This is a genomic window from Haloparvum alkalitolerans (assembly GCF_050122995.1).
GTDB lineage: Archaea > Halobacteriota > Halobacteria > Halobacteriales > Haloferacaceae > Haloparvum > Haloparvum alkalitolerans.
Map to the genome: position 1 here is coordinate 16,649 of NZ_JBNLIA010000017.1, position 16,973 is coordinate 33,621.

General features: G+C 70.3%; 16 protein-coding genes. 8 read left to right on the plus strand and 8 right to left on the minus strand.

The annotated features are described in order from the left end of the window. Positions 1-108: 108 nt before the first annotated feature. Complete coding sequence (locus ACQE3L_RS14810; protein WP_426964636.1) at positions 109-1,116, minus strand: S26 family signal peptidase; 1,008 nt, start codon at positions 1,114-1,116, stop codon at positions 109-111. Positions 1,117-1,247: 131 nt separating this feature from the next. Between ACQE3L_RS14810 and ACQE3L_RS14815 the strand changes: the two genes are divergently transcribed. Next, positions 1,248-2,930, plus strand: coding sequence for a DNA-directed DNA polymerase II small subunit (locus tag ACQE3L_RS14815; protein WP_426964637.1), 1,683 nt, complete (start codon positions 1,248-1,250; stop codon positions 2,928-2,930). 38 nt (positions 2,931-2,968) lie between these two features. Here ACQE3L_RS14815 and ACQE3L_RS14820 read toward each other — a convergent pair whose 3' ends face one another. Next, entirely contained in the window at positions 2,969-3,433 is a 465-nt protein-coding gene (locus ACQE3L_RS14820; RefSeq protein ID WP_426964638.1) for a hypothetical protein, read from the minus strand. A 151-nt stretch (positions 3,434-3,584) separates the two neighbouring features. Between ACQE3L_RS14820 and ACQE3L_RS14825 the strand changes: the two genes are divergently transcribed. From ACQE3L_RS14825 to ACQE3L_RS14835, 3 genes are all read left to right on the plus strand, one after another. Then, positions 3,585-4,901, plus strand: coding sequence for a glycosyltransferase family 2 protein (locus tag ACQE3L_RS14825; protein WP_426964639.1), 1,317 nt, complete (start codon positions 3,585-3,587; stop codon positions 4,899-4,901). A gap of 75 nt (positions 4,902-4,976) precedes the next feature. After that, entirely contained in the window at positions 4,977-5,066 is a 90-nt protein-coding gene (locus ACQE3L_RS14830; RefSeq protein WP_426964640.1) for a hypothetical protein, read from the plus strand. Continuing rightward, the gene (locus ACQE3L_RS14835; protein ID WP_426964641.1) at positions 5,067-5,933 is read left to right on the plus strand and encodes a DUF7089 family protein; all 867 of its coding nucleotides are present in this window, start codon (positions 5,067-5,069) and stop codon (positions 5,931-5,933) included. A 663-nt stretch (positions 5,934-6,596) separates the two neighbouring features. On the opposite strand, the gene ACQE3L_RS14840 is transcribed toward ACQE3L_RS14835, so the two are convergent. From ACQE3L_RS14840 to ACQE3L_RS14855, 4 genes are all read right to left on the minus strand, one after another. After that, the gene (locus tag ACQE3L_RS14840; RefSeq protein WP_426964642.1) at positions 6,597-7,712 is read right to left on the minus strand and encodes a pyridoxal-phosphate-dependent aminotransferase family protein; all 1,116 of its coding nucleotides are present in this window, start codon (positions 7,710-7,712) and stop codon (positions 6,597-6,599) included. A gap of 64 nt (positions 7,713-7,776) precedes the next feature. Beyond that, the gene (locus ACQE3L_RS14845; protein WP_426964643.1) at positions 7,777-8,730 is read right to left on the minus strand and encodes a CPBP family intramembrane glutamic endopeptidase; all 954 of its coding nucleotides are present in this window, start codon (positions 8,728-8,730) and stop codon (positions 7,777-7,779) included. A gap of 77 nt (positions 8,731-8,807) precedes the next feature. Then, a complete protein-coding gene (locus tag ACQE3L_RS14850; RefSeq protein ID WP_426964644.1) occupies positions 8,808-9,170 on the minus strand; it encodes a DUF7473 family protein in 363 nt (120 codons plus the stop codon). A 49-nt stretch (positions 9,171-9,219) separates the two neighbouring features. Then, a complete protein-coding gene (locus ACQE3L_RS14855; RefSeq protein WP_426964645.1) occupies positions 9,220-9,780 on the minus strand; it encodes a TATA-box-binding protein in 561 nt (186 codons plus the stop codon). Between the two features lie 318 nt (positions 9,781-10,098). Between ACQE3L_RS14855 and ACQE3L_RS14860 the strand changes: the two genes are divergently transcribed. The 4 genes from ACQE3L_RS14860 to ACQE3L_RS14875 all read left to right on the plus strand — a co-directional run bounded on the left by ACQE3L_RS14860 (position 10,099) and on the right by ACQE3L_RS14875 (position 14,214). Beyond that, positions 10,099-11,127: a TIGR01177 family methyltransferase gene (locus tag ACQE3L_RS14860; protein WP_426964646.1), complete on the plus strand. Its 1,029-nt coding sequence runs from the start codon at positions 10,099-10,101 to the stop codon at positions 11,125-11,127. Between the two features lie 96 nt (positions 11,128-11,223). Continuing rightward, entirely contained in the window at positions 11,224-12,603 is a 1,380-nt protein-coding gene (locus ACQE3L_RS14865) for a phosphoglucomutase/phosphomannomutase family protein (RefSeq protein ID WP_426964647.1), read from the plus strand. Between the two features lie 131 nt (positions 12,604-12,734). Beyond that, positions 12,735-13,478: a DNA polymerase sliding clamp gene (locus tag ACQE3L_RS14870; protein WP_426964648.1), complete on the plus strand. Its 744-nt coding sequence runs from the start codon at positions 12,735-12,737 to the stop codon at positions 13,476-13,478. Beyond that, positions 13,471-14,214 carry a hypothetical protein gene (locus ACQE3L_RS14875; RefSeq protein ID WP_125920049.1) on the plus strand — a complete coding sequence of 248 codons (744 nt, stop codon included), beginning with the start codon at positions 13,471-13,473 and terminating at the stop codon, positions 14,212-14,214. The genes ACQE3L_RS14870 and ACQE3L_RS14875 overlap by 8 nt, the downstream gene beginning before the upstream one ends. Positions 14,215-14,288: 74 nt before the next feature. Here ACQE3L_RS14875 and ACQE3L_RS14880 read toward each other — a convergent pair whose 3' ends face one another. Then, positions 14,289-16,067: a histidine kinase N-terminal 7TM domain-containing protein gene (locus ACQE3L_RS14880; RefSeq protein ID WP_426964649.1), complete on the minus strand. Its 1,779-nt coding sequence runs from the start codon at positions 16,065-16,067 to the stop codon at positions 14,289-14,291. A gap of 108 nt (positions 16,068-16,175) precedes the next feature. Then, positions 16,176-16,769 (minus strand): DUF7474 family protein, encoded by a 594-nt coding sequence (locus ACQE3L_RS14885; protein WP_058367627.1) that lies wholly within the window; start codon positions 16,767-16,769, stop codon positions 16,176-16,178. Positions 16,770-16,973 lie beyond the last annotated feature (204 nt).

A 16,973-nucleotide genomic window follows, 5' to 3' on the forward strand; every position in this document is an offset into this window, starting at 1 on the left:
AGGGTTTCTCGCCGACGTCGCTTTTCCGAAGCCGTCCGTCGACCAGTTTTCGGAAGTCGCCTGTCGACAACCAGTCGGCCAGTTTTCGGAAGCCGTCCGACGAGATGGTCACGCGCGCCGGCGCGTCGCGACCGCACCGGCACCGATCAGGCCCGCCCCGGCACCCGCGACACCCGAAAAGGCGCCGCCGAAGGTTCCCGAAAAGGCGGTGCCGCCGAACAGGGTCGCCTGCCCGGTCGCGATCAGTCGGATCCAGCCGAGGTAGGGGATGCGGAGTCGCGCGACGCCCGTGACCCAGTCGTCGCGGACGACGCGGGCGATCCCCTGCGCCTGGTCGTAGTGGGCGTTGTTGTCGCCCTTCGTGATGTAGCCGGTCGCGGGCGCGGGACAGTTCCGTAGCTCCGCACAGCTGTCGGCGCTCATGTACTCCTCGTTGGCGCGGTCGTACCAGTTCTCGCCCTCCTCGACCCGGAGGTGCGCTCGATGAATGATCGGCGAGCCGCCCGATCTCGGGTCGTCGAACACGACGACGGAGCCGTAGCCGCCGAACGTGCGGTAGTCGGCCGACTGCCCCTCCTCCTGCGTGACGATGCCGTTCTGGGCAGTCGCGACGTCCGGAGCGAACCGACCGGGCTCGGTGACGACGATCAGGTCGCCCTTCTCCATGTTCGGCTCCATGCTGCCCGACTCCACGGCGACCATCGGCGGCCAGACGCCGCTGATCCCGAACAGCAACAGCCCGACCGCGAGCACGACCACCGCGCTCGAGAGGAACTCGCGGGTCCACATGAGCGGCCCCGACTTCGCGTGCAGAAACCTGCTCAGTAGGTCGGCGTCCGCCCCGCTTCCGTCCCCCGTCGCGGCCTCGCGCTCCGCAGCCGCGGTCCCGCGCTCGGGGCTCGGCGCGTCGGCGGCGGTCGAGGCCGTCCCGCTATCGCGCTCCGAGTCTGCGCCCGCGTACTGGCGGTCGTTGCCGCCGAACGGACCGTCCTCGGGGAGCCCGTCTCCCCCATCGCCCTCCTCGCCCCCATCGTCGGCGTCCGTCGTCTCGGTCCCGGGATCGCGGCCCTCCCGCTCGTCCTCGTCGTCGGTCGGCGGGGTATCCCCGGGTTCCATCGCCTGCGGGTTGGCCACGTCCGGTGTTGAAACTTCTGGGTTCCGGCGCCGTCGGCGTCCGGAAGTCCGCCCCCGACACGCGACCCGATCGGTCCGGCACGCTTTTGCCCGCCCTGTCCTTCCGAAGCGGTGTGCCGCTGGAGTCGTCGTCCCGGATCGTGAGCGAACTCGCGAGCCGCGGCTACAACGCCGAGCGCGAGGCGGTGACCCTGCTCGCGGGCGCACCGAACCCCGCGCTCACGCTGGAGGCCGCGGTCGAGCACGCGCCCGACGACGCCCTCCGAATCACCACCGAACACGTCCGCGCCGTCCTCGACGCCGACGGCGCCCCGGACGCGCCGACCGCTCCGGACGCGGACGCCGCGACCGCCACTCGGGGAGAGACGACCGCAACGACCGGGGAGGGTTCGTCGTCGCCGACCACCGCTGCGGATCCCGATGAGGATCCCGCTAAGGCCCCCGATGAGGCCCCCGATCAGGACCCCTCCGTTTCGACTGGAGACACACCGCATAAACCACCATCAGAAGCAGTCGGGACTCCAGTCGAAACGAAGGGGGATGAAGACGGAGATACAACGGTCGACGCCGCCCACGATCGCGACCTCTCGCTCCGCGAACTGGCGATCGCCAACGACATGACCGGCAACAGCACCGGGACGGGCGAGTACGGCGACTTCGTCCGGACGTTCCGGGACCGGTACGAGCGCCTCTCGTCGGTCCTCCGCGGGCGCGTGAATCACCGGCCGGCGGAGGCCATCGACGCGATGCCGGGCGGGAGCGACGCCGCGATGATCGGGCTCGTCAACGACGTGCGCTCGACGAAGTCGGGCCACTGGCTCGTGGAGCTGGAGGACACCACGGGCACGTTCCCCGCCCTGATCATGAAGGACAAGGGGATCGCGGACAACGTCGACGAACTCCTGCTGGACGAGTGCGTCGCGGTCGACGGGACGCTCGCGGACGACGGCGGGATCCTGTTCGCGGACGCGCTCCACTTCCCGGACGTGCCGCGGACGCACCGCCCGAACACCGCGGACAGACACGTGCAGGCCGCGCTCATCTCGGACGTCCACGTCGGGTCCCAGGAGTTCATGGCCGACGCGTGGCACCGCTTCACCGACTGGCTCCACACCGAGGAGGCCGCGCCGGTCGAGTACCTCCTGCTGGCCGGCGACATGGTCGAGGGCGTCGGCGTCTACCCGAACCAGGACGAGGAGCTGGACATCGTCGACATCTACGAGCAGTACGAGCGCTTCTCGGAGTACCTCAAGGAGGTGCCCGCGGACACGGAGATCGTGATGATCCCGGGCAACCACGACGCGGTCCGGCTCGCGGAGCCGCAGCCCGGCTTCGACGACGAGCTCCGGGAGATCATGTCCGCTCACGACGCGCGCATCGTCTCGAACCCCGCGACCGTCACCGTCGAGAACGTCTCCGTCCTGATGTACCACGGCGTCTCGCTCGACGAGGTGATCGCGGAGCTGCCCGAGGAGAAGGCCAGCTACGACGAGCCGCACAAGGCGATGTACCAGCTCCTCAAGAAGCGCCACGTCGCGCCGCAGTTCGGCGGCCACACCCGGGTCGCGCCGGAGGACCGCGACTACCTGGTCATCGACGACGTGCCGGACGTGTTCCACACCGGCCACGTCCACAAGCTCGGCTGGGGGAAGTACCACAACGTCCTCGCGGTCAACTCCGGCTGCTGGCAGGCCCAGACCGACTTCCAGAAGTCCGTCAACATCGACCCGGACGCGGGCTTCGCGCCCATCCTCGACCTCGACACGCTGGAGATGACGGTCAGGAAGTTCTCCTGAGGTCGGTGAGGACCGGTGAGGAAACGGCGCCGGTGACCTTACGTCTCGCTGCCGGAGGCTGCCGGGTCCAACCGGTACCGCACGGTCGGCGTCCCCTCGAACCGCGGACCGGAACCGACCGCCGAAAAGCCGGCGCGCTCGACCGCCTCACGCTGACCGTTCGCGGTCTCCTCGACGACGACCTCGACGAGCATCTTCTCGCGCTCGGCGAACCGGACCGGCTCCGCGAGCAGGCGCTCGACGGCCTCCGGATCGCCCGCGAATCCGGTGACGTGGACCGCGTCCGGGCGCGCGTCGAAGGCGACGTAGCCGGCCGGGTCCGACGGCTCCGTCGGGTCGCCGGGATCGCTGGTGTCGTCGGGGGGCCCGCCGCCCGCGTCCGACTCGCGGACGGCCACCCGAACCGACCGCTCGTGGACGGCGTCGCGGACCGCGTCGACCGGCCGCGACGCGAGCGCGGCGACGGCCTCGGCGTCGGCCTCCACGGCGTCGCGTACGTGCATGGGGGAGTCGTTCCGTCGCGTGGGTCATAAATGCGCGCCCGGCGACCCGCGAACGGCGCTCCGGGATGCCCCGAAAACCGTGCCAACGGTTCACAATTCCGTGTCCTCGCGGACGACAGAACTTATGTGTCGAGCGGCCGTTCGGCCGCGTATGCTGCGGAGCGTCTTCGACAGGGCTGATGCCGTCGTTCGCCGGGCCGCGGAGCGGACGGGCGTGCTCACGGGGTCGGCGACGCTGCTCGGCGTCGGCCTCTGGCAGGGGGTGCAGGTGCAGGGCGTCACGCTCGCGCTGTGGGTCATCAGCCTGCGCGTCCTCTACCTCGACGCGGTCGCGACGTTCGTCGGCTTCACGGCCTTCTTCACCCTTGCGGGCGGGCTCCTTCTGTGGGAGGTCACGCGCCGGCGGGATGAGGACCGCTACCTGTACGAGGGGCCGACGGTCGATGCCCTGATCCCGGTGTATCGGGACGGCGAGGTTCTCGAGCGGAGCGTCGAGAGCCTGCTCGACAGCGAGTACGCCGACCTGCGGATCCGGGTGATAACGGAGCCGGGCGACTGCGGGACCCGGGGCGTCGCGGAGGCGCTCGCCGCCGAGCACCCCGCGGTCGAGGTGCTGGAGAACGGGCGCCCGGGGTCGAAGGCGGGCGCCATCAACGACGCGGTCGCACGCTCCGACGCCGAGCACTTCCTCGTGTTCGACGCGGACGAGGTGGTGGCACCCTCTTTCGTCCCGGCCGCCGTCGGCGCGCTCGCGGACGGCGCGGACGTGTTTCAGGGGCGGCGGGTCCCCGAACCGACCGGGCTCGTCGAGACGCTCGCGTACTGCGAGCGCGCGCTGTTCCACGCCAGCTACAAGCCGGTGGAGCTGACCGGCTTCGCGAACTGCCGGAGCTCCTCGACCGCGTTCACCCGCGAGGCGCTGGCGACGGTCGGGGGGTACGCCGACTGCCTCACCGAGGACTTGGAGTTCGCACACGCCTGCTACCGACACGGGCTCGACGTCGAGCAGTGTCGCAACCACGTCAACCTGATGGAGGCGCCCCACACGCTCGGCGACCTGTGGGGCCAGCGCAAGCGCTGGCGGACCGGACAGGTCGAGGTGCTCCACCGAACCCTGCTCGGAAAGGGCGACGGGAGCCACCGTCGGCGCCTGCTCTCGCTCGGCCGCCTCGTCTCCAGCATGCTGGGGAGCCTGCTCACGCTGACGCTCGCCTCGAAGTTCGCGGTCCTGATGCTCGCAGACCTGGCGCCGTTCTACCTCGCGCCCGTGCTCGTCGTGGGGGCCACCGTCGGGGGGCTTATCGTCCGGGACCGCGCGGACGGGGCCGTCAATGGCGCGCATCCGGTCTGGCTGGCGACGCCGCTCCTGGTGCCGTTTTTCGGCGTGCTCACGCTGTCGTCGGTGCTCGGCTACGCGCTGACGTGGGACGGCGACTGGTTCCGCGTCGCGAAGACGGCGGGGAGCTGACGGGACCGGGACACTCCCGGCCGCGGTCGCGCGGAACTGGATGGTTTTAAGCGGGGCGCGGCCGCAGGTTCGGGCATGAGCAAGGCAACGAAGATCGTGGTCGGAACGGTCGGATCGGCGGCGCTGCTGTCGGTACTCGTGGTCCTGATGTACGTGTTCGCCTGAATGTTCGCGTCCCGAGAGCTCCCCGCTGACGTGGCGGCCGTCCGCGAGGCCCACGCGCCCGAGGCGCCCGTTCTCGACGCGGAGGCGGACTTCGAGACGGTCCCGCCCGCGGTCGCGGAGGACCTCGGGCTGTTCGTCGACCGGCTCCGCCCCGCGAGCTACCCGGCCGACTGGCTCCCCGAGGACGCGCCGGAGACCCTCCGGAGCTACGCCGGTCCCGAGTTCACGGTCGGGATGCCCGGCGGCGGGACCGTGGTCTGGACCGACCAGACCGCGCCCGAGACCGTCCTCGTGAAGCGCCGCGCGGAGACCACGCCGGACGACTTCCTCGCGTTCCTGCTCGCGGAGGCGTTCGTCGAGGTCGGGGCCGACCCCCCGACCGGCGCTGTCGCGGGCGCGGCCGCGATGCCGGAGGGCGCGACCGGGATCCCGGAGCACTTCCTCCCCTTCTTCGGCGAGCGGTACGCCGATCTGGACGCGGCGATCCGGGATCCCGAGGACCCCGCGGGCTACGGCCCGACGGACGTCTACCAGGTCGCGAACGCGCTGTTCGACGCGTGGGTCGGCCTGCAGACGCGCGAGACGTTCGAGCAGTGGGCGGACGACCCCGAGCGCGAGCGCCTCCACGACGCGTGGGTCGACGCGGGCGAGCGCCTGACGGACCGGCTCGAGGAGCTTCCGGGCCTCGTCGCCCGCGGCGAGACGGACTTCGCGAACGCGACCGAGTACGCCTGTTCGGCGGTCAGACACGGCCTCGACCTCCCGGCGCCGTTCGCGGCGCTGGACACGACCGCCTTCCGCGACCGCGGCGCGCCATACGCCGTGAAGTGGGCCGAGAAGACGTTCGACGCTCTTTCCGACGCATAGGACGACGATTTATGAGTCTTCTCGGCCGGCGGCAGCCCAGTTCCCAAGAGTGACGTTCCTCGAAGCGTCTCCGCCGACTCCACCTGCTTCGCTCGGACTTTTTTTGCTCCTGCTGTCGATCCGTCTGATCTGGACAGCAACACCCAGAAAGCCCCAGCCGGCTCGACCGGCCGCGGTACGCTCTGCGCGCTCGCGTCTCTCCACACAGCCCGACGCGAGTGTTTGAGGCGCCGGGGCCGGATCGAGCCGGCTGCCCCTTTCAGTCCCACCCCGAACCGCGACCGCACAGCAGCCTCGTACCTCCCCAACCTCGCCGCAGCCGCGGTCGCGTGACCGCACTGCCACGCGACCGCGGCTGCGGGCTCCACCGAAAATCGGAGATTTTCGAGCAGCCGGCGTGCGGTAGCGCACCGGAAACCGCAGGTTTTCGAGCCGCCGTTCGCTCCGCACCGCGCTCACGGCGACGCCGGCGACCTCGCGCGCGTTTCTCGCGCGCGCCGACAGCACGGCACCGCTACAGTACCGCCACAGCAGTGTATCCGCTCGCCGGACGAACATTTTTGCCGGATAAAGCGGAACTCCCGCCGTGAGTGCAGCTTGGTAGCCGGTCGATAACCGGTTTCTCGCGGCTGCAGCGCGAGGTCGGCGACCGTTTCGCGGCGCTCAGAGGTCGGCGACGTCCTCGATGGCGTCGGTGAGCTCCTTGACGCTCTCGACCGTGTGCTCGCCCATGTGCCCGATCCGGAACGTCTCCTCGCCGATGTCGCCGTAGCCGTTCGAGAACACCATGTCGTACTCCTCTGAGACCGCCTCGATGGTGGCGGCGACGTCGATGTCCTGCGTGTTCTCGATGCAGGCGACGGTCTGCGACTCGTAGCCCGCCTCGGGGAACATCGCGAAGTGCTCCGCGGCCCACTCGTGGACGTACTCCTGCATCTCGCGGTGGCGCCGGTCGCGGGCGTCGAGCTCCTCCTCGAGCATGTGCTTCATCTGCTTGCGGTACGCTAACATGACCGGGATCGCGGGCGTCGAGTGGGTCTGCCCCTTCCGGTCGTAGTAGTCGAGCGCGCGCTGGAAGCCGCCGTACCACGAGGCGGAGTCCTTCTCGAGTTCGCGCTCGTAGGCCTCGTCGCTGACGACGCAGACCGCGAGGCCGGGCGGCATCGCGAACGCCTTCTGCGTGGAGGCGAAGATGGCGTCGATGCCGTGGGCGTCGATGTCGACCGCGTCGCCGCCGAGCGCGGAGACCGCGTCGACGACGAAGTATGTGTCCGGGTACTCCGCGACCACGTCGCCAACCTCCTCGATGGGGTTGCGGATCCCGGTCGAGGACTCGTTCATCACGCACGCGACCACGTCGTACTCCTTATCGCTCGACTCGATGGCCTCGCGGACGTCCTCGGGCTTGACCGCCTGTCCCCACTCGTACTCCAGGCGGTCGACGTTCCGCCCGAGGCGCTCGGCGACGTTGGCGTGCCGCTCGCTGAAGCTCCCGCAGGTCGGCACGAGCAGGCTCCCGTCCTCGTCCACGAGGTTGAGCGTCGTCGCCTCCCAGAACTCGGTGCCGGAGGCGGTGAGGATCATCGTCTCGTTGTCCGTTCCGAGGAACTCCTTCGTGTCCTCGACGATGGTCGTGTAGAGGTCGGTCATCCGGTCCATCCGGTGGCCGAACATCGGCTGGGCCATCGCCTCGATCACGTCCTCGCGCACCTCCGTCGGGCCGGGGATGTACAGGGTCTTCTCGGGGTAGTCGCCGGTGTACTCGCGTTTCTCGGTCATGTGGTCCGTTGGTGAATGGACCGGGCCGAGGGAGTATGGTGTTTGTGATGCCCGCGAGGTTCCGTCACTCCTCCCCGCCGGGCAACAGGTCCGGCTCCGTGATCGAGGGGTGGACCCGGACCGCCCCCGTCCGGTAGCGGACCCACCACGCGGTCGCGGCGGAGCCGACGAGGATCCCCGCGAGCCCGAGCAGGCCCGCCTCCGGGCCGAACGAGCCGCCGGTGACGAGCTCCGGGCCGGTCACGCGCGTCTCGACGACCGTCGCGGGCACGCCGAGGCCGCTGACGCCGAAGCCGTAGACGCCGCCCTGCACGAGGTTCCACGTCACGTGGACGCCGATCGGGATGGCGAGTTCGCCGGTCAACACGTAACCGAGCGCGAGGAAGACGCCCGCGAGCCCGATGATCGCCGTCGAGAGCGCCGTCGCGCCGGGGTTGGTCGCGTGGAGGACCCCGAACACCGCCGAGGACGCGACCGTCGCGACGACGACCGCCGTCCGATCGCCGGCGAACCGGAGCCCCTCCGCGACGTTCGTGAGGAGCCACCCGCGCGAGATCAGTTCCTCGTAGATCCCGACGGAGAGGAACAGGAAGAGGACGACCGCGAAGCCGGCGACGAACGAGCCCTCCGAGACGAACGTGCCGGTCGGGACGTACCAGCCGGCGCCCCAGCCCACCAGGAAGATGCCGGTCTGGAGCCCGGCCCCGAGCGCGAGGCCGAAGCCGAAGTCGACCCACCACGCGCGGTCGATCCGGAGCCCGTAGTCGGTCCAGCGCCGGCGGTCCACGAACCGCGCCGCGAGCGCGAGGCCACCGACGGTCGCGAGAAGCGAGACGACGCCCGTCAGCGCCAGCCCGCCGCCGGCCGGCGCGACCAGCCCGGACGCACCGAGGACCAGAACGACGGCGACCGCGACCGCGAACAGCAGGAGCGTGCCGACCCCGAGCCTGAGCGGCGCGCGGACGCGCGCCTCGCCGCCGTGCCAGGCGGCGCGCCGAAGCGTCGCGAGGATGTCCATGTCGGATGCCCGCCCGGGACCGACTTAAAACTGCGAGGAGAGCCGGGGACGCTGGGTCCCTCGATTCCCGGGGAGCGCTATCCCGGGCGCGAGGAGAGAAGCACCGCGGCCGCGACGAGAACGATCCCGATCAGGACGGAGACGGTGAAGTGGATCACCGTGATCAGCGTCGTGGTCCGCCCCTCGACCTCGTAGCGCCATCGGACCGCGAGCCAGTCCAGAACGACCGCGGCCGGCAGCGCCAGCGCGGCCGGCAGCGAGAGCGCGCCGGCCGCGACCGCGATCACGGCGGGGACGGGACCGACGCCGAGCGCGCGGCGCGGGGACACGTCCCCGAGGACGTTTCTGGCGGCGAGGTGCGCGGTGAGGGTGAGGAACGCGGCGATCACGAGGAACGTCCCGAGAACGGAAAGCGGGCCGACGCCGGCCTGCAGGAGCATGAAGAGGGGTAGACGGGGCGGGGCTAAAGCGCCCGCGGTTCGGGACGCCTCAGCCGAGCAGGCCCAGGTCCTCGAGTCGGTCGACGATCACGTCGACGGCCGCCTCAGCGTCGGCGGGCTCCTTGCCGCCGGTGATCACGAGTTTCCCGGAGCCGAAAAGCAGCGCGACGACCTCGGGCTCCTCCAGTCGGTAGACGAGGCCGGGGAACTGCTCCGGCTCGTACTCGATGTGCTCGAGGCCGAGGCCGATGGCGATGGCGTTCAGGTTCAGGTCCTCGCCGAGGTCGGCGCTCGTGACGATGTTCTGGACCGTCACCTCGGGGTCGTCCTCGATGGGGATCTGGAGCTCCCGGAGCTTCTCGAAGACGATGTCGAGGCTACGCCGGACGGCGTCCGTCGACTTCGCGCCGGTGCAGACGATCTTGCCGGAGCGGAAGATGAGCGCGGCCGACTTCGGGTCCGTCGTGCGATAGACGAGTCCGGGGAACTGCTCGGGGTCGTAGTCGGCGCCCTCCAGGTCCATCGCGACGCTCTGGAGGTCCAGCTCCTGGCCGATCCCCGTCGAGGCGACGACGTTCTCGATGTTGATCGTGTCCTTCGGATCGGTCATCAACGCGTCGAACGTCGCGTGACGAATTTAAAAAGGTTCGTCACACGCCGATACGTCACGTTTCTGATGCCGAGAGCGACCGCCCCCGTTCGAGCCGGTCGCGTCCCGACGTTTCTCCGCGCCTCGCGCCGCGAGCTTGTTTCTCGGTTCTGTCATCAGAACGGAAGCCCGCAGTGCTCGGACGCGGATGGCGAGCGAACGCGGACCGCTGGCGTCCGGGGGCGGGTGGCGTCCGAGGGCGGCTGGCGTTCGAAGGCAGCGGATACTCGCGGCCCGCCATTCGCCACGCTCTTGCCGTCCGCCGACCTCCCGGCGAACGTGTACTGGCTGGAGCTCTCGGGCGAGGAGGACGCGTTCGCGGCCCACGAGGCCGAAAGCGCCGCGGCCGGGGTCGAACTCCTCGCGCCGGGGATCGCCCGGGCGGGCGCGGCCGGGCCGGCGGTCGAGCGGTTGGCGTACACGCGCGCCGCCCACGAGGCGATCGGGCGGACCGACGCCGACGTCGACGCCGCGGTCGCGCTGCTCGAAGCCGCGGGGACCGACCGCGAGGGGACCGTCGCCGTCCGGGCGCGGGACGTGCGCGGCAGTTCCGGGGTCTCGACGAGCGACGCCGAACGCGCGCTCGGGCAGGCCCTGGTCGACCGCGGGTTCGAGGTGGACCTCGACGATCCCGACCACACGCTCCGCGCGCTGTTCGCCGCCGGGCGACGCCCCGACCACGACGCCGTGGCCGGCGCCGACGGCGGCGAGGCCTCGGTGGCGGCGCTGGGGTGGGTCGCCCGCGAGGGGCGGCGCGACTTCGCGCCGAAGCCCACCGACCGGCCCTTCTTCCAGCCCGGGAGCATGGCGCCGGCCGACGCCCGGGCGTACGCCAACCTCGCCGGCGCCGCGCCCGGCCGCCGACTGTTGGACCCGATGTGCGGCACCGGCGGCCTGCTCGTGGAGGCGGGGCTCGTCGGCGCGGCGGCGGTCGGTACCGACGCGCAGGCGAAGATGGTCCGGGGAACCCGGCGCAACCTCCGCGAGTACGTCGGCGGCCCGGACGACCCCGAGTGGCACGTGGGCCGCGGCGACGCCACCGCGCTCCCTCTGCGCGACGACGCGGTCGACGGCGTCGCCTTCGACGCCCCCTACGGCCGGCAGTCGAAGATCGCGACCCACGACCTGGCGGATCTGGTCGCCGGCGCGCTCGCGGAGACGGCCCGCGTCGCGCCGCAGGCGGTCCTCGTCGCGGACCGCGACTGGCGGAGCGAGGCGCGGGGTGCCGGCTGGCGCGTCGACGCGACCTTCGAGCGCCGCGTCCACCGCTCGCTGACCAGGCACGTCCTGACGCTGACGAGAGAGTGAGCGTCCTGCCTCGGCCCGCGCGGTCGGCGCGTCCGGTCCCCTCGTCCCGCGCATCGAGTCACGTCTTATAAGCCGCCGCCGCGCCACGCCTCCCGCATGGACGCCATCTCCTTCGGGACGGACGGCTGGCGGGCGACGCTCGACGAGTTCACCGACGAGCGCGTCCGCGCGGTGGGGCAGGCGGTCGCGGACCACCTCGCGGCCGCCGGTCGCGACGCCCCCGTTCTCGTCGGGTACGACGCCCGCGAGACCTCCGAGGGGTTCGCCGAGAGCCTCGCGGAGGTGCTGTCGGGCAACGGCTTCGACGTGCTGCTCCCCGAGCGCGACGTGCCGACGCCGGTCGTCGCCTTCGGCGTCGTCGAGCACGACCTCTCGGGCGCGCTGATGGTGACGGCCTCGCACAACCCCCCCGAGTACAACGGCGTGAAGTTCATCCCGAGCGACGGCGCGCCCGCGCTCCCGGAGGTGACCGCTGACGTGGAGGCGCGCCTCGCGACGCCCTCGCCCCTCGACGACGAGGACGCGTGGGGAACGGTCCGGCGACACGACTTCACCAGCGAGCACGCCGCCGCCGCGCGCGAACTGGTGGGCGCGGACCTCTCCGGGCTCTCGGTCGTCTACGACGCGATGCACGGGAGCGGCCGCGGGGTGACCGACGACCTGCTCCGGGCGGCGGGCGCGGAGGTCCACACGCTGCGCGGCGAGCGCGACCCCGACTTCGGCGGCGGCGCGCCGGAGCCGAGCGCGGAGAACCTCCACGCCCTCGCCGAGGCGGTCGCGGCCCGCGACGCGGACCTGGGGGTCGCCAACGACGGCGACGCCGACCGCGTGGCCGTGTGTACCCCGGAGCGCGGCGTCCTCGACGCCAACCTGTTCTACGTCGCCTGCTACGACCACCTGCTCGCGGAGCGGTCGGGGCCCGCGGTGCGGACCGTCTCCACGACGTTCCTCGTCGACCGCGTCGCGGAGGCGCACGGCGAGGAGACCTACGAGGTGCCGGTCGGCTTCAAGTGGGTCGCGCAGGCGATAGCGGAACACGACGCGCTGTTCGGCGGCGAAGAGTCGGGCGGCTTCACGCTCCGCGGTCACGTCCGCGAGAAGGACGGCGTGTTGATGGCGCTGCTGGCGGCCGCCGCGGCGACCGAGGAGGGGTTCGACGCCCGCGTCGACCGCATCGAGGCCGAGCACGGCCGGATCGTCGCGGACAAGATCAGCGTCCCCTGTCCGGACGACGAGAAGGAGCGCGTGATCGACGACCTCTCCGACCACATCCCCGACGAGGTGGTCGGTCACGAGGTCGCCCGCGTGGTCACGCTCGACGGGTTCAAACTCCTCCTCGACGACGGCTCGTGGCTCCTGATCCGCCCTTCGGGGACGGAGCCGAAGCTTCGCGTCTACGCGGAGGCCGACGACGAGGCGCGCGTCGCGGGCCTGCTGGAGGCGGGCCGCGAACTCGTCGAGCCGCTCGTGGCGTAGCGGTCGACCGAGGCCTTCGGTCGCGCCGCGGCCGGCACCGGCTCGGCCGCGCGTCACCCGCGGCCGCCCGCGCGAACAAACTACAACGAATCGGGTGCCTTTTTACGGGATACCGCCGTAGCCCGCAGTATATGTTCAAGGCCATCGTGAGTGCGTCGACGCTCCAGGACGCGCTCGGTTCGGTGAGCGTGTTGGTCGACGAGTGCAAGGTCCGCCTGAACGAGGAGGAACTGGCCATCCGCGCCGTCGACCCCGCGAACGTCGGCATGGTCGACCTCTCGCTTGAGGCCGCCGCCTTCGAGTCCTACGAGGCCGACGGGGGCGTCATCGGCGTCAACCTCGCGCGCCTGCAGGACATCGCCGGCATGGCCAACTCCGGCGACCTCGTCCACCTCGAACTCGACGAGGAGACCCGCAAGCTCCACATCGAGGTCGACGGCCTCTCGTACACGCTCGCGCTCATCGACCCCGACTCCATCCGCCAGGAGCCGGACATCCCCGACCTCGACCTGCCCGCCGAGATCGTCGTCGAGGGCGCCCAGCTCGACCGCGGTATCACGGCCGCGGACATGGTCTCCGACCACATCCGCCTCCGCGTGGACGAGACCGAGGAGGCGTTCTACATCGAGGCCGAGGGCGACACCGACGACGTGGACCTCAAACTGGAGCGCGAGGACCTCATCGACCTGCAGGCCGGCCCCGCCGACTCCCTGTTCAGCCTCGACTACCTCAAGGACATGAACAAGGCGATCCCCGGCGACGCGGAGGTCGTCGTCGAACTCGGCGAGGAGTTCCCCGTCAAGCTTCACTACAGCTTCGGCGAGGGACTCGGCAACGTGACATACATGTTAGCGCCGAGAATTCAGAGTGACTGAGGCGACGTGCCCGATCTGCGAGAAGGAGTTCAAGCGGGTCGGAACACACTGGGCGAGGGGCCGATGTCCGTATCCGAAAATACCTCCCGAAAAGAGAGATATGATCATCGGGCTCTTAATGGGCGACGGATCAATTCCGGTACAGTCGGGCAAAGATAACGGTATCTTCCACGTCCCGATGGTCAACCGCCAGTTTCTCGAATGGTATGACTATCGGATGGGCATCTTCACGACTGGTGTTTCGTTAAAGAAGACCGCAGAAGAACTCGCAGAAAACAACCGCAAATCGGGATTCAGTCCGAATGCAGAAGCGGAGAACTACCATGACATGTATACTGTCTGGAGTCGTGCCCATCCATATTTCACACGTCTTCGATCTTGGTATCGAAGCGGGTCAAAGCGTATTCCTGATTCCCTCGACTTGACGCCAAAGATCGCAAAGTTTTGGTACATATCTGATGGTTTTCTTGACGTCGATCGAAATCGTTCACCAAGAGCCGCAATCCGAACGATAAGTGAGGCTGACAGACAAGATTTCCTGATTGACTTGTTCCAAGAGCAAGGGTTCGATCCCGACTTCCGAAGAGGAACGATTCGATTCACTCGCAAAGAAACGCGAGAATTCCTCGAATGGATGGGGAACCCACCGCCGGGGTTCGAGTACAAGTGGATTATCCGCTCCCGTGATCGTTATGATCGGATGAAGAAGCAAGCGTACGGTGAAATCCGAGGTTAACGAACATCCAATCACATGTATTTCACATCACCGTGACTCCGAATCGTCCTGACTAGATTCGCGCTCCCCCGCCCTCACTCCCCCGCGGTCTCGCTCGCGGTCTCGCGCTCGACGGTCGAGGCGGCCGCCGACGCGGACGCCGTCCACGCGTCCCCGAGCGGGAGCCGGATCGTGGCGACCGTCCCGCGGGGCTCACGGTCGGCGAAGTCGGTCTCGGCGCCGACCGCGGCCGCGGCCCAGTGGACGATCCAGAGCCCGAGTCCCGAGCCGTGCTGGAGCGCGGTCTCGCGGCCGGCCTCGATGGCGTCGAGTTCGCCCTCCGGGATCCCCGGCCCGTCGTCGGCGACGCGGACGACCGCCTCGTCGCCCTCGCGCGCGACGGTCACGCGCGTCCACGCGCCCCCGTTCGGGCGCTCGACGCCCGCGTCGTCGTGGTGTCTGAGCGCGTTCTCGATCAGGTTTTCGACGGCGGCGGCCACCGTGGTCTCCGGGAACGGCGCGGTGGGGTCGTCCCGGACGGTCAGCTCCACGGTCGCGTCCGGGAACTCCTCGCGGCAGTCGGCGACGACGCGCTCCACGAGCGCGCCGAGCGCGAGGGGCGTGGCCTCCTCGCCCGCGAGCAGCGTCTCGACCGTTCGGGCCTTCTCGCCGAGCGCGAGCAGCGCGCCGGAGCGCCGCTCGATGGCGTCGGCCATCCGGTGGTGATGGTCGTCGTCGAGCTCCTCGGCGAGCAGTTCCGCGTAGCCGTGGACCACTCCCATGTCGTTGCGCAGGTTGTGTCTGAGCACGCGGTTGAGCACCTCCAGTTGCTGTCTGCGGCGCTCGCGCTCGGTCACGTCCGAGAAGACGACCGTGTGCCCGACCGGGGTGCCCGCGGGGTCGGACAGCGGCGAGACGGAGACGGCGTAGGTGCGGCGGCCGTCCGCGGAGCGCACGTCGACGGGGTCGGGGTCCGTCAGGTCGAGGTCGAACGGGAGCGCCGTCGCGAGCGGCGTCAGCCGGACCGCCTCGTCGTCGCCGAGCGCGAACGCGTCGCGAGCGGCGGCGTTGACGCGGACGACGCGGCGGTCGGTGTCGACCACGGCGATGGGGTCCGCCAGGTCGTCGATGGCGGTGCGCTCGGCCGCCCGTAGGGCGGTGGGGTCGCGTTCGAACATCTCCGCGCGGCCGAACGCGTACGCGTCGAGGACGATGTGCGGGATGAAGAGGACCGGCGCGAGGTTGAGTTGCGGGACGGGGCCGACGCCGGCGGTCCACGCAAGGAGTGCGAAGCCGGGCGGGAGCGCGCTCGTGGCGACGGCCGCGGCCTCCCGCCGGTAGAGGGGCCCGTAATCGACGAGCGTGTCCACCAGCAGGAACACCGCGCTCGCGACGGCGACCGTCGCGACGCCGACCGCGAAGTAGGCCCACGGCTGGAGGGCGTACGAGACCGTCGCGGCGCCGAAGGCCGGGTCGAGCGCGAAGTCGGTCCACAGCAGTCCGTGGAGGGGGTTGGTGATCGCCAACAGCGTGGTGATCGCCGCGACCGCGGCGAAGGGGGCGAACAGCCGGCTCCGGATCACGTGGCCGCGGCCGGTGTACTCCAGCGCGAACGCGAGGAAGGTGACCCCGGTCCAGACGATGCCGAACCACACCAGCGACTCCAGCAGTCGGCGGACGACCGGGTCGAAGGTGAAAAGCGAAACCCCGTAGGCGAAACACCACGTCGCCTGCGCCAGCAGCGTGGCGAGGAACCAGCCCGCGCCCGGCTTGCCGCGGTGTCGCGCCAGGTAGCGGATCAGCGCGAGCGTCCCGACGCCGGCCGCGATCGACCCGACCGCGGGCCACGCCGGAATCGCCGCGCCGTCGATCATGCCTCCCGAGAGGCGGGCCGGCGTGCTAAAGCTGTCGCGGTCGCGTCACCGGCGAGCGACCGCGAGAGGGTCCCCGAGCGTCGCCCCGGCGACGACTCGTCGGCTTCGCTACCGCGCGTGCTCGATGACGCGTTTGGCCGCCTGCGCCTTTTCCTTCCAGCCGTAGCCCGACTCGTAGACGTGGCGCTTCTTCTCGACGAGCTCCGCGGGCGAGGCCTCCTCGAAGCCGCCGCGGTCCCACGCGCCGGAGGTGTGGAGCCACTCGACGACGTTCTCCTTCGTCTCCGCCCACGAGAGCCCGACCATCTCGTACCACGCGATCATCGCGAAGACGGCGTTGTCGTGACACCCCGGCACGGAGCCGTGCTCGTAGAGCGTCCGCATCGGCTCGCGGGTCGGCTCGGAGACGAGTTCCTTGAACTCCGCGGCCGTGAGCAGTCGCAGCGAGCCGTCCTCCTCGACGATCCGCTGTTCGCGTTCGAGCGTCGACAGCGCGGCCTTGTGGAGCCCGGACCACTCGCCGTCGACCGCGCTCCGCAGCGCGGGCTCGGCCATCCCGTTCGGCTCGCGGGTCAGCACCGCGAGTAGGTCGGTGTAGGCGCGCTCGATGTCGGGCCAGTCGACCCCCTCGAAGTCGCAGTCGGCGTCGTGCAGGCTGTTGGTGGTGCGACAGCCCGGACAGGGGTAGCGGAACGTCGGCACTGTACGCCTCTCCGTGACGCCGGGAAATAGGGTTTTCGCGACACGCCGACGTTCGTGTTCGACTTGCGGTCGGGCCGATCAAGCTGCACTCACGGCGGGAGTTCCGCGGGTTCCACGAAAAACGTTCGGCGGTGCGGTTGCGGTGGCGGTGCTGTGCTGTCGGCGCGCGCCGCGGCGACCGCGGAGCGTGTCGCCGCGACCGCG